Below are 12,618 nucleotides of genomic sequence, written 5' to 3'. Positions count from 1 at the left end.
CGACAATAAAAAACCCGCCTGTTGGCGGGTTTTTTCAAAGCTGTGCTTTTTACTTGCGTAACTTCTGAATAAGGCGAAGTTGTGCAATTGCTTCTGCAAGCTCGTGAGCTGCTTCCGCATAGTTAAAGTCAGCGCCTGGGTTGGCGATGTGCTCTTCTGCACGTCGTTTGGCTTCTTGTGCTGCCTGCTCGTCAAGATCTTCAGCTCGAACCGCGGTATCAGCCAGTACGGTAATGTTGTTAGGCTGTACTTCTAGTACACCACCAGCAACATAAATAAATTCTTCTTCACCGTGCTGTTTAACCAAACGCACCATACCAGGTTTAATAGCAGAGATAAGTGGCGCGTGACCTGGGTTAATACCCAATTCACCTTCGCTACCTGTCACCTGAATCGATTCAACGCGTCCTGAGAAAATCGCTTTCTCCGCGCTTACTACGTCCAAATGTACTGTCATTGCCATGTGAACCTCCTGATTAGGTACGTTAGCATGATGCTAGGCTAGCAACTGCTAGCCCTGTCATTATGCTTTTTTGGCTTTCTCTAGCGCTTCTTCGATAGAACCAACCATGTAGAAGGCTTGCTCTGGAAGGTGATCGTACTCACCGTCTAGAATGCCTTTAAAGCCACTGATTGTGTCTTTTAGCGATACATATTTACCAGGTGCACCAGTAAATACTTCTGCTACGAAGAACGGCTGAGATAGGAAACGCTGAATCTTACGAGCACGTGATACCACTTGCTTGTCTTCTTCAGATAGTTCGTCCATACCTAGGATCGCGATGATGTCTTTCAGCTCTTTATAGCGCTGAAGAACAGTCTGTACGCCACGTGCTACGTCATAGTGCTCTTGACCAATTACTAACGGGTCTAGCTGACGAGACGTTGAATCTAGAGGGTCTACCGCAGGGTAGATACCTAGAGACGCGATATCACGAGAAAGTACTACCGTTGCATCCAAGTGAGCAAAGGTTGTCGCTGGAGATGGGTCAGTCAAGTCATCCGCAGGTACGTATACCGCTTGGATTGAAGTGATTGAACCTGTCTTCGTTGACGTAATACGTTCCTGAAGTACACCCATCTCTTCTGCAAGCGTAGGCTGGTAACCTACCGCAGACGGCATACGACCTAGAAGTGCTGATACTTCAGTACCTGCTAGGGTATAACGATAGATGTTATCTACGAAGAATAGAACGTCACGGCCTTCGTCACGGAACTTCTCAGCCATTGTTAGACCGGTAAGTGCAACACGTAGACGGTTACCCGGTGGCTCGTTCATCTGACCGTATACAAGCGATACTTTATCAAGTACGTTTGATTCGTTCATTTCGTGATAGAAGTCGTTACCCTCACGCGTACGCTCACCAACACCCGCGAATACTGAGAAACCGCTGTGCTCGATTGCGATGTTACGGATAAGTTCCATCATGTTTACGGTTTTACCTACACCCGCACCACCGAATAGACCAACTTTACCACCCTTAGCGAATGGGCAAACCAAGTCGATTACTTTGATACCAGTTTCTAGTAGTTCTACCGAGCTAGACTGATCTTCGTAGCTAGGCGCTTCACGGTGAATAGACATACGCTCTTCTTCACCAATTGGACCTGCTTCGTCGATTGGGTTACCCAATACGTCCATGATACGACCAAGTGTCTTCGTACCAACTGGAACCATGATTGGGTTACCGGTATTTTCTACTGCAAGACCACGTTTTAGTCCGTCAGTAGTACCTAGTGCGATGCCACGAACAACACCGCCACCTAATTGCTGTTGCACTTCCAGGGTTAGACCTGACAAGTCACCTTCGGTAACTCGTAGTGCGTCATAAACTCTTGGTACCGCATCTTGTGGAAACTCAATATCCACAACGGCGCCAATGATTTGGACGACCTTACCTTGACTCATAATTTGTCCTCGTTATCTCTTTTAAACCTTTGCCTACACCGCTGCGGCACCGCTAACAATCTCACTGATTTCTTGTGTGATTGCAGCTTGACGCGCTTTGTTATATACCAGTTGTAACTCATCAATAAGGTTACCGGCGTTGTCGGTTGCTGCCTTCATGGCAACCATTCGCGCAGCTTGCTCTGAAGCCGCGTTTTCTACAACACCCTGATACACCTGAGACTCAATGTAACGAACCATTAGTGCTTCCAAAATTTCTTTTGGATCTGGCTCGTAGATGTAGTCCCAACGATGTTGATATTCTTCGTCTTCTGACTTTGGCAAAGGCAATAACTGATTGATCACAGGTTTCTGTGTCATGGTGTTAACGAAGTCATTGAATACCAAGAATACTCGGTCAATTTGTCCTTCGTCGTACGCCTTAAGCATAACGCGTACAACACCCACTACATCGCTCACAGACGGCTTGTCACCTAAACCAGATTCAGCAGCAAGCAACTTGCCACCAAAGCGGTTGAAGAAACTGCACGCTTTAGAACCTAATGCAGCGAAATCCACTTCTACACCCTGTTCACGCCATTTTTTGACGTCTTGAGTGACGAGCTTAAATTCATTGGTGTTCAAGCCACCACATAAGCCTCGGTCAGTGGAAATCACAATGTAACCGACGCGCTTGACTTCACGCTCTTCCAAATAAGGATGGCGATATTCAAGGTTACCGTTTGCAATGTGACCAATCACTTTAAGCATATTTTGTGCATATGGACGGCCAGAAGCCATGCGTTCCTGCGCCTTTTTCATTTTAGACGCAGCAACCATTTCCATCGCACTGGTAATCTTCTGAGTATTTTTGATACTCCCAATCTTACCTTTTATTTCTTTACCGCTGGCCATGACTATCTCTCCGATTACTCAACGAATTGCGCTGGTGGTTAAACACCAGCACCATTGATTACCAAGTTTGTGTCGCTTTAAAGTTTGTTAAAGCGTCGTTCAACTTAGAGGCAATCTCGTCGTTGTAGTTACCTGATTCGTTGATAGTCTTCATAAGGTCAGCGTGTTCGCTGTTCATGTAAGAGTGAAGAGCGGCTTCAAAATCTAGGATTTTGTTAAGCTCGATACCCTTAAGGAAACCTTTTTCTACCGCGAACAGAGATACACCCATATCAGCAATTGAAAGTGGAGCGTACTGCTTCTGCTTCATTAGCTCAGTTACGCGCTCACCGTGCTCAAGTTGCTCACGAGTTGCGTCATCAAGGTCAGAAGCAAACTGCGAGAACGCCGCAAGTTCACGATACTGTGCTAGGGCTAGACGGATACCGCCACCCAACTTCTTGATGATTTTAGTCTGTGCAGCACCACCAACACGAGATACCGAGATACCAGCGTTAACCGCTGGACGGATACCTGCGTTAAACAAGTCAGTTTCTAGGAAGATCTGACCGTCGGTAATTGAGATTACGTTAGTTGGTACGAATGCAGATACGTCACCAGCCTGCGTTTCGATAATTGGAAGCGCAGTCAATGAACCTGTCTTACCTTTCACTTCGCCGTTTGTGTAACGCTCAACGTATTGCTCGTTTACACGTGCAGCACGTTCTAGTAGACGTGAGTGAAGGTAGAATACGTCACCTGGGTAAGCTTCACGGCCTGGTGGACGCTTAAGTAGTAGTGAGATTTGACGGTAAGCAACAGCTTGCTTTGACAAATCATCATATACGATTAGCGCGTCTTCACCGCGGTCACGGAAGAATTCACCCATAGTACAACCAGAGTAAGGCGCTAGGTATTGAAGCGCAGCAGACTCAGATGCAGATGCTGCAACCACGATAGTGTGGTCAAGTGCACCGTGCTCTTCTAGTTTACGTACTACGTTAGCGATAGTAGATGCTTTCTGACCAACCGCTACGTACACACATTTAATGCCTGTACCTTTTTGGTTGATGATAGCGTCAACAGCCATTGCTGTTTTACCACACTGACGGTCACCGATGATAAGCTCACGCTGACCACGACCTACTGGGATCATGGCGTCAACTGACTTATAACCAGTTTGTACTGGCTGGTCTACCGATTGACGCTCGATTACGCCAGGTGCAATTTTTTCAACTGGCTCGAAACCAGCAGCGTCGATTGCGCCTTTACCATCGATAGGCTCACCTAGTGTGTTAACAACACGACCTAGTAGTGCATTACCTACTGGTACTTCAAGAATACGACCAGTAGATTGTACTTTATCGCCTTCTTTAAGGTCCGCATAAGGACCCATAACAACTGCACCTACAGAGTCTCGCTCAAGGTTTAGTGCAATTGCGTAACGGCTTCCTGGAAGCTCGATCATTTCACCTTGCATTACATCTGCAAGGCCGTGAATGCGGATAATACCGTCTGTTACTGCGACGATAGTACCTTCATTACGTGCTTCACTGCTTACATTGAACTGTTCAATTCTTTTCTTGATCAGTTCAGCAATTTCAGTGGAATTAAGTTGCATGCTCTTATCCCCGTTATGCTTGCAACGCGTCTGCTAGACGGTTCAATTTCGACTTTACGGAACCATCAATAACTGTATCGCCGGCATTAATTACCATTCCAGCGATCAGGGCAGGGTCCACGTTACAATTAAGCTTCACTTTACGTGCCAAACGTTTTTCCAAAGATGCAACCAACTCATTTTGTTGTGCATCAGTCAGCGTAGATGCTGAGGTTACGTCCACTTCTATTTCTTTGTCGTAATCTGCTTTAAAGGCGTCAAACAAAGTAGAAATTTCAGGCAACGCGGCTAAACGTTTATTCTCAGCCAACACCTTAATTAGGTTTTGGCCGTGTTCGTCGAGTTGCTCACCACAAACATTGTTAAAAATGTCGGCTAGCGTGTCAGCGGCAACCGCACCAGACAAAAGCTGGTGCATGTCATCGTTCGCTGCTACAGCGCCTGCAAAGGCAAGCATTTCTTGCCATTTTGCAACGGCATCTTTCTCGACAGCAAAATCGAAAGCAGCTTTAGCATAAGGACGAGCAACGGTTGTCAATTCAGACATGGCTCATCTCCCTATTAAAGCTCAGCGACAAGTTTTTCAACAATGTCGTTTTGTGCGTTTGCATCGATTTCACGTTGTAAGATTTGCTGTGCGCCAGCTACTGCAAGTACAGAAACCTGCTTGCGCAAATCTTCTTTGGCACGATTGCGTTCAGCTTCAATCTCGGCATAACCAGAAGCGATAATCTTTTCGCGTTCCGCATGGCCTTTTTGCGTTTCTTCGTCAACCAATTGGTTGGCACGCTTTTTAGCCTGCTCGATAATTTCAGCTGCTTGCGCTTTCGCATCTTTCAATTGCTCAGTAGCTTTCGCTTGAGCAAGCTCTAGGTCTTTCTCTGCACGTTCAGAAGCTTCAAGCCCATCGGCAATTTTCTTCTGACGTTCTTCAATCGCTGCCATTAGTGGAGGCCATACATATTTCATGCAGAACACCACGAACACAGCGAAGGCGATTAATTGACCAATAAAAGTGGCGTTAAAATTCACAATCGCCCCTCCTCTTAAAGTTCGCTAAAAAAGTGTTTAGTAGAATTAGGCACCAACAGCGAACAATAGGTATAGAGCGATACCAACACCGATCATCGCGATGGCGTCGATAAGACCCGCTACGATGAACATCTTAACTTGTAGTTGAGGTGCTAGTTCAGGTTGACGAGCAGCAGATTCAAGGAATTTACCACCTAGTAGACCGAAACCAATAGCGGTACCTAGGGCACCAAGACCAATCAGTAGTGCAACAGCGATGTATAACATTTACGTCTCCGATTTAAGTTAAATTTAAAGTTAATGTTTAAAAGTCAAACTCTGTAAAAACAGTGCCGATTAAAAATCAAAACCGACACCCGTTAATGCTTAGTGTTCTTCACACGCCAGGCTTAAGTACACGATGGTAAGCATCATGAAAATAAACGCTTGAAGCGGAAGTACCAGAATATGGAACACAGCCCACATGAAGTGCAGTGGAAGCTGGAAATAACCAATTGTAGCAATCAATATGAAGATTAGCTCACTGGCATACAAGTTACCGAACAAACGCAGTGCTAATGAAAGCGGACGCGCAAGCAAAGTAACGGTTTCAAGAATAAAGTTCACCGGAATAAAGATAGGGTGACCGAAAGGCTGCATAGTCAGTTCTTTAGCAAAACCGCCGATACCTTTCATCTTGATTGAATAGAAAAGAATAAGGATAAACACGCCTGAAGCCAGTGCGAACGTTAGGTTAAGGTCAGTGGTTGGTACTGCCTTGTTGTAAACGTCGTGAGGGTCCATGCCAAAAGCAGCTTGGCCAATAAGACCAGAAACCCATGGAATGAGATCAACTGGCACAAGGTCCATAAGGTTCATTAGCAATACCCATACAAAGATAGTTAGTGCTAATGGCGCAATAAGTGCGCTCTTACCATGGAAAGTGCTTTTCACGTTGTCGTCAACAAACTCAACAACAAGCTCAACAAACGCCTGCATTTTGCCAGGTACGCCTGTTGTCGCTTTTGAAGCAACGCTTCTAAAGATAATTAGGAAAAGAAGACCAAGACCGATAGACCATGCCAGTGTATCAACATGCCATGCCCAAAAACCGGCGTCAGAACACGCTTTGTTAAAAGCAATTCCGTTGTCAGTTGAGCACATGGTGGCATTGGTCAAGTGGTGCTTGATGTATTCTGAGGTAGTGTATTCAGATGCCATTGTTTAACCCAAGTTGTAAAGTGTAAAAATTTGGTGACTGGTTCTATTGTCTCAATCGGTCGATTACGTTGTTTTCGTTATCGCAACGCCTTGCGTTGTCTTTATTGTTTCGTACCGTAATGAAACATGGCTAGCCCGTGGCTAGCAGTTGTAATCACAAATGCCATGAAAATCTCTAATGGCGCGGCGTTTAAACCTTTAAAAGCAATTACAAATAAAATGATTGTCAATGCCAGCTTCAATTTTGAGCCTTGGCTAAAACTACGTGCAACAAGGTCGTTTTTACTTGCACCTGCGTATCGAAACGCGAAAGCCATAAAAACACTATTGGGCAGGATACTGATTAGAGCGCCTGCTGCTGCCGACATGGCGGAATGACTTCCTCCCGCAGCACCTGCGATGACCGTAACGAATAGGGCCGTGACAGCCTGAAAAAGTAGCCCTTTTTTTGCGAGGTCTAGCCCGCGCTTTGCTAACTTGTTCGTCACTTTTACTCGCAGCTTGTTCACGTCTTACAAAAAGCGTCAGAAGTATACTGTTTTACCGACAATTTTCAACAGTACAACGCTTTTTGAAAGTTATTCTGAAAATTTTCTATTGCTATAACCGGAAAGGAGAGTGTCCGGTATTAGCTCCGAACAGCGTATCAATTGCGGGTAGGCAAAGAAATCATCTCTATTATTATTATTTCAACCTATTGAATTTTAGAGATAATTCCGTCTAATTGTTCAAGGTCACTAAAGCTAATCGTCAGCTTGCCTTTGCCTTTCGCATTATGGTCAATGCTCACAGGAGTGCCCAAATTTTCTGAAAGTCGAGTCATAAGGTTTTGCACATCGGGATCAACTTTCTTCTCAGGCTTTTGTTTAGCTGGCTCCAAAAGCTTTTTAACAAGCTTTTCTGTATCACGCACGGTAAGACCTTTGCCCGATACTACTTGCGCAGTTTCCGACTGAGTTTCACCTTCTAGCGCTAACAGCGCTCTTGCATGGCCCATTTCAATATCACCGTGCTCAACTAACAGTTTTACATCGTCGTTCAAATTATTCAGGCGAAGTAAATTTGTCACCGTGGTGCGTGACTTGCCCACCGCTTCGGCTACTTCCTGATGAGTAAGCGCGAATTCACTCATTAAACGGTCAAGGGCTTGCGCCTCTTCCATTGCATTTAAATCTTCACGCTGGATATTCTCGATAAGGGCAATGGCCACTGCCGCTTCATCAGGCACGTTCTTAACCAAACAAGGCACTTCGTCTAGTTGTGCTAGCTGCGAAGCGCGCCAACGACGTTCACCAGCAATGATTTCATAGCGGTGTTCGTCGACCTTTCTCACTACGATAGGCTGAATGATTCCTTGAGCGCGAATAGACGATGCCAATTCTTCTAATGCCTCAGGTGACATGTCTTTACGGGGTTGATACTTGCCCGGCACTAAGTATTCAATAGGGAGTTTACTCAACTCACCGTTGGTTGAATTTACCTCGGCGGCATCTTGTTCTTTTTGAGCAGATGATTGGCTGGTTGCGAGTAGCGCATCTAAACCGCGGCCAAGGCCTCTTTTACGTGCTGACATAGTGTCCTCTATGGCATGTGCTGATAGTATTCAGCTTATTGTCGTTTAACTTGCTTTTGCCTGTTTAGGCGTTGTTTTGTCCCTACGACGCAATATTTCACCCGCCAGTGCCAAGTAGGCTTTAGCGCCTGTCGATGACTTATCATAGTACATCGCTGGCGTACCGAAGCTCGGTGCTTCAGCTAGACGAACATTGCGCGGAATAACCGTGCGATAAACCTGTTCACCAAAATGACGCTTCAACTGTTCTGAAACGTCGTTAGCGAGGCGATTGCGCGGGTCGTACATAGTACGCAATACGCCTTCAATCTTCAATTCTGGATTCACTACAGATGCCAGTTTTTGAATGGTATCCATAAGGGCAGTGAGGCCTTCTAATGCGTAATATTCGCACTGCATAGGCACCATTACCGAATCGGCAGCCGCCAAGGCGTTCACAGTTAACTGGTTTAGCGAAGGAGGGCAGTCGATAAAGACAAAATCGTAGTAATCCATAACGGGCTTCAGCGCGTTGCGAAGCCTTACTTCACGGGCAAACATTTCCATCAGCTTAATTTCTGCTGCGGTTACATCACCGTTCGCTGCGATGAGATCGTACTTACCGCTTGTCGCTTTAACGATAACATCGTTAATTGGCTTATCTTCAATCAACAATTCAAATGCCGTAGATTCGACGTCGTATTTATCAACGCCGCTTCCCATGGTTGCATTACCTTGTGGATCGAGATCAATCAGCAACACTTTGCGTTTAGTTGCTGCCATTGACGCTGCCACGTTAACTGCAGTGGTTGTCTTTCCAACACCACCTTTTTGATTCGCGATCGCGATTACCTTAGCCACGTTAGATCCTGTTCTCGTGTATTTCTATTTTTCGGCTATTTCTTTTTTAGCCAAACCAGATGTCGTTCGCCTACCAAATTTGGCACAGTGAGGTTTTCCGTTTTGCTCACATGGAAGTGATCACTCACTTCGTCTATCTCATCTTGTGGAAACTGACCTTTAAGCGCCAAAAATTGACCTTCTGAATCTACCAGATGCTGACACCAGTGCAACATATCTTTTAGCGAAGCGAAAGCTCGGCTTAGCACAATATCGTAAGGCGTATCGCCATTGTGCTCTTCAACGCGGCTTTGCACAGGAGTTACATTAGTTAATCCAAGCGTGTGCACACATTGGGTCATAAACCGTACACGCTTGCCTAATGAGTCAAGCAATGTGAATGATTTATCTGGAAACACGATTGCCAACGGCATACCTGGAAGGCCAGGGCCCGTTCCGACATCAATGATATTGTTGCCATCAAGAAAGGGAACAATCGCCAGCGAATCTAGAATGTGTTTCACCATCATTTGCTTAGGATCGCGCACAGAAGTCAGGTTGTACGCCTTATTCCATTTGTCCATAAGCAGCACATAGTTAACTAACTGCTGCTGTTGCTTATCACTTAAATCTAGTGAAAGGGCATCGAGTCCAGACACCAAAATGGTGTGCAATTCTTGCTGTATCGTCATCGAAAAATCTGTCTGTTCGCGTTAAAAATTTTTTTGCTCTACACAGTCCATACCATAAACACGCGTGGCGAATCGTTATTTGCCGCTCATTTACAGCCGTTTCTTAATGCAGCTATTCATGCTCGATACAAGTGCGCTTGAAAAAGGCACATGGATTAATCAAAGCCGCACAACGAATGTAAATTGGTGCAATGGGACAGTGTGAAAAGCGCCGAGTTTTTCTAGTTTTCGCATAGTTTAGGCAATTATGATTATCATAATACGCGAATAAATAGGAAAAACTAAGCGCTGCGAGTAATGTGTTGAGTTAAGCGCGCGTTTTACGCACTGATTTTCTCTTGCTTGCGCAACATGCCGTGTTTTTTAAGGTAAACCAGCAGTAAAGAAATGGCCGCCGGGGTAATGCCCGAAATGCGCGACGCTTTACCAATAGTTTCCGGTCTGGCTTCGGTTAACTTGGCTACAACCTCGTTCGACAAGCCGGAAATCTTGCTGAAGTCCATATCAACCGGCAACAGGGTATTTTCGTGTCGCTGCGTTTTCGCGATTTCATCCATTTGACGAGCAATGTAGCCGGCGTACTTAATTTGAATTTCCACTTGCTCTGCAGCAATCGGATCTTCAAGACCTGGGCCAACACTTTCAATTTCCATTAACTGACCGTAAGTCATTTCAGGCCGACGGATCAGCTCTTCAAGAGAATGTTCACGACTCACAGGATTTTTCAGCATGGTATTAAGTTCCGGCGTTGCCGCGTGATCAGGGTGGATCCACTGACCGCGTAGACGCTGCAGCTCACTTTCTACCGCTTCCATCTTGTCGTTATATTTCGCCCAGCGCGCATCATCAACAAGACCAATCTCTCGGCCCATTGCGGTTAGACGGCTATCGGCATTGTCTTCACGAAGCAGTAGTCTGTATTCAGCACGGCTAGTGAACATGCGGTACGGCTCTTTCGTACCCATGGTAGCCAAGTCGTCGATAAGTACGCCCATGTATGCTTGGTCGCGGCGTAAAATCATCGGGTCTTTTTCTTGAACTTGTAGCGCTGCGTTTGCGCCTGCTACTAACCCTTGCGCACCCGCTTCTTCATAGCCAGTGGTACCGTTAATTTGGCCAGCAAAGAACAAACCTCGAATAAACTTCGTTTCCAGTGTTTGTTTCAGATCGCGTGGGTCAAAGAAGTCATATTCAATCGCATAACCCGGGCGTACAATGTGCGCATTTTCAAAACCTTTGATCGAGCGGACAAGGTTCATTTGTACGTCAAATGGCAAACTGGTTGAAATACCATTTGGATAAACTTCAATGCTGTTTAAACCTTCTGGCTCGACAAAAATTTGATGCGATGCCTTATCTGCAAAACGGGTGATCTTATCTTCGATACTTGGGCAATAGCGCGGTCCGATACCTTCGATAACCCCAGTAAACATGGGCGAGCGATCTAATCCCCCGCGAATGATATCGTGGGTTTTTTCGTTAGTGTGGGTGATATAGCACGGGATCTGAGTAGGGTGCATGCTTCTATCACCCATAAACGAGAATACCGGCGTTGGATTGTCACCAGGCTGAGGTTGCATCACAGAAAAATCTAACGAGCGAGCATCAAGTCTTGCTGGTGTACCAGTTTTTAAACGGTCAACACGAAACGGAAGAGCACGTAATCTATCTGCAAGTGCGATAGACGGTGGATCGCCGGCACGACCGCCGCGATAGTTTTCAAGGCCAATGTGTATGGTTCCGCCAAGGAAAGTTCCCACTGTCAGTACCACTGACTTAGCTTTAAACTTCAAGCCCATTTGCGTGACAACACCGCATACCTGATCGTTTTCAACAATCAGATCGTCAACGCTCTGTTGGAACAAGGTTAGGTTTTCTTGATTTTCAACAATGTCGCGAATGGCGTTTTTGTAAAGCGTACGGTCAGCTTGCGCACGCGTTGCACGAACAGCTGGGCCTTTAGAAGAATTCAATGTTCTAAACTGAATACCACCTTTGTCGATAGCCAGTGCCATTGCCCCGCCTAACGCATCGATCTCTTTTACAAGATGGCCTTTACCGATCCCACCAATTGCAGGGTTACACGACATCTGGCCTATCGTTTCAATATTGTGAGTGAGCAACAGCGTATTTGCACCCATGCGAGCAGCTGCAAGCGCCGCTTCTGTACCTGCATGTCCACCACCTACAACGATGACATCAAATGCTTCAGCATAAAACATGGTTAAACCTCACTATTAACTTACGATAAGCCGATTAAAAACTAATTTTTCTCACGCAGAGACTGCTGAAAAAAGGGCGCGTATTTTATCTGACTTATTGGATAAATAAAATGATTAAATTTTCCTCAAAACCTGTTTTTGAAAAGGTGTGATCGAATTATAAGATCTTAAGATCTCTTTTAGATCTGTTTATTTTTACTTTTATTAGGATCATCAAGATCTGTGGGTAACCGATCAAAGCACATAAAGATCATCAAGTTACGCGATCAATAACATTGGGAAACCCCGATCCATAACCCTACCTCAAACTTGTGTATAAATGGCCTTTTTATCCACACCCCGAATCGTTTGAAAAGTTATTCTTTTTTCGATCAAAGCTTATGCACAGTGGTTTGTAGGATCCTATCCACAGGGGTGATCAAGATGTGATCCAGCTGGGGATAAAATGTTTGCTATTTATGTATCGCGATCAAAAGATCGTGTAGATACGTGCGTTATAGCGTGATCATATTGTGGAGGAGATCTTTTCCAAAAGCTGTGATTAGATCGCCCGATCGCATTTATCAACACCTTCAAAAAAAGTGCACGTTTTTATGAACGACAAGATTATTTTTTCAAAACAGCCCATTTTTCAGGAGAAAAACATAGGAAATGACCAAAATACAGTCACTTTTACA

13 protein-coding genes are annotated in these 12,618 nt (G+C 45.3%); all 13 read right to left on the bottom strand.

The features are described 5' to 3' along the window. Nucleotides 1-49: 49 nt before the first annotated feature. The 13 genes from ACXAER_RS10220 to mnmG all read right to left on the bottom strand — a co-directional run bounded on the left by ACXAER_RS10220 (nt 50) and on the right by mnmG (nt 11,941). The gene (locus ACXAER_RS10220; protein ID WP_474828923.1) at nt 50-463 is read right to left on the bottom strand and encodes a F0F1 ATP synthase subunit epsilon; all 414 of its coding nucleotides are present in this window, start codon (nt 461-463) and stop codon (nt 50-52) included. A gap of 60 nt (nt 464-523) precedes the next feature. After that, nucleotides 524-1,909, bottom strand: a complete 1,386-nt coding sequence (atpD, locus tag ACXAER_RS10215) for a F0F1 ATP synthase subunit beta (RefSeq protein WP_014951449.1) — start codon at nt 1,907-1,909, stop codon at nt 524-526. A gap of 33 nt (nt 1,910-1,942) precedes the next feature. After that, complete coding sequence (gene atpG / locus ACXAER_RS10210; protein ID WP_012520217.1) at nt 1,943-2,803, bottom strand: F0F1 ATP synthase subunit gamma; 861 nt, start codon at nt 2,801-2,803, stop codon at nt 1,943-1,945. 58 nt (nt 2,804-2,861) lie between these two features. After that, on the bottom strand, nt 2,862-4,403 hold the full coding sequence (gene atpA, locus ACXAER_RS10205) for a F0F1 ATP synthase subunit alpha (protein ID WP_014951450.1): 1,542 nt from the start codon (nt 4,401-4,403) through the stop codon (nt 2,862-2,864). A gap of 13 nt (nt 4,404-4,416) precedes the next feature. Beyond that, a complete protein-coding gene (atpH, locus tag ACXAER_RS10200; protein ID WP_474828921.1) occupies nt 4,417-4,950 on the bottom strand; it encodes a F0F1 ATP synthase subunit delta in 534 nt (177 codons plus the stop codon). A gap of 14 nt (nt 4,951-4,964) precedes the next feature. Further along, entirely contained in the window at nt 4,965-5,435 is a 471-nt protein-coding gene (gene atpF, locus ACXAER_RS10195) for a F0F1 ATP synthase subunit B (RefSeq protein ID WP_474828919.1), read from the bottom strand. 45 nt (nt 5,436-5,480) lie between these two features. Next, nucleotides 5,481-5,702 (bottom strand): F0F1 ATP synthase subunit C, encoded by a 222-nt coding sequence (atpE, locus tag ACXAER_RS10190; protein WP_012520222.1) that lies wholly within the window; start codon nt 5,700-5,702, stop codon nt 5,481-5,483. A 99-nt stretch (nt 5,703-5,801) separates the two neighbouring features. Then, nucleotides 5,802-6,635 carry a F0F1 ATP synthase subunit A gene (gene atpB, locus ACXAER_RS10185; protein WP_120962294.1) on the bottom strand — a complete coding sequence of 278 codons (834 nt, stop codon included), beginning with the start codon at nt 6,633-6,635 and terminating at the stop codon, nt 5,802-5,804. A gap of 101 nt (nt 6,636-6,736) precedes the next feature. After that, the gene (locus ACXAER_RS10180) at nt 6,737-7,123 is read right to left on the bottom strand and encodes an ATP synthase subunit I (protein WP_474828916.1); all 387 of its coding nucleotides are present in this window, start codon (nt 7,121-7,123) and stop codon (nt 6,737-6,739) included. 206 nt (nt 7,124-7,329) lie between these two features. Next, nucleotides 7,330-8,208: a ParB/RepB/Spo0J family partition protein gene (locus ACXAER_RS10175; protein ID WP_474828914.1), complete on the bottom strand. Its 879-nt coding sequence runs from the start codon at nt 8,206-8,208 to the stop codon at nt 7,330-7,332. 45 nt (nt 8,209-8,253) lie between these two features. Then, nucleotides 8,254-9,048 carry a ParA family protein gene (locus ACXAER_RS10170; RefSeq protein ID WP_474828912.1) on the bottom strand — a complete coding sequence of 265 codons (795 nt, stop codon included), beginning with the start codon at nt 9,046-9,048 and terminating at the stop codon, nt 8,254-8,256. Nucleotides 9,049-9,083: 35 nt separating this feature from the next. Further along, nucleotides 9,084-9,719 (bottom strand): 16S rRNA (guanine(527)-N(7))-methyltransferase RsmG, encoded by a 636-nt coding sequence (gene rsmG, locus ACXAER_RS10165; protein WP_474828910.1) that lies wholly within the window; start codon nt 9,717-9,719, stop codon nt 9,084-9,086. Between the two features lie 320 nt (nt 9,720-10,039). Beyond that, complete coding sequence (gene mnmG / locus ACXAER_RS10160; protein ID WP_474828908.1) at nt 10,040-11,941, bottom strand: tRNA uridine-5-carboxymethylaminomethyl(34) synthesis enzyme MnmG; 1,902 nt, start codon at nt 11,939-11,941, stop codon at nt 10,040-10,042. Nucleotides 11,942-12,618: the final 677 nt, after the last annotated feature.

It is taken from the genome of Alteromonas sp. AWJ4_199, assembly GCF_056159165.1.
This window is presented reverse-complemented; position numbering and strand designations above follow the sequence as displayed.

Coding starts and splice junctions, on each gene's coding strand:
- atpH (WP_474828921.1), bottom strand. CDS start 4,950: ATGTCTGAATTGACAACCGTTGCTCGTCCTTATGCTAAAGCTGCTTTC.
- rsmG (WP_474828910.1), bottom strand. CDS start 9,719: ATGACGATACAGCAAGAATTGCACACCATTTTGGTGTCTGGACTCGAT.
- ACXAER_RS10220 (WP_474828923.1), bottom strand. CDS start 463: ATGGCAATGACAGTACATTTGGACGTAGTAAGCGCGGAGAAAGCGATT.
- atpG (WP_012520217.1), bottom strand. CDS start 2,803: ATGGCCAGCGGTAAAGAAATAAAAGGTAAGATTGGGAGTATCAAAAAT.
- atpE (WP_012520222.1), bottom strand. CDS start 5,702: ATGTTATACATCGCTGTTGCACTACTGATTGGTCTTGGTGCCCTAGGT.
- atpA (WP_014951450.1), bottom strand. CDS start 4,403: ATGCAACTTAATTCCACTGAAATTGCTGAACTGATCAAGAAAAGAATT.
- mnmG (WP_474828908.1), bottom strand. CDS start 11,941: ATGTTTTATGCTGAAGCATTTGATGTCATCGTTGTAGGTGGTGGACAT.
- ACXAER_RS10175 (WP_474828914.1), bottom strand. CDS start 8,208: ATGTCAGCACGTAAAAGAGGCCTTGGCCGCGGTTTAGATGCGCTACTC.
- atpB (WP_120962294.1), bottom strand. CDS start 6,635: ATGGCATCTGAATACACTACCTCAGAATACATCAAGCACCACTTGACC.
- atpD (WP_014951449.1), bottom strand. CDS start 1,909: ATGAGTCAAGGTAAGGTCGTCCAAATCATTGGCGCCGTTGTGGATATT.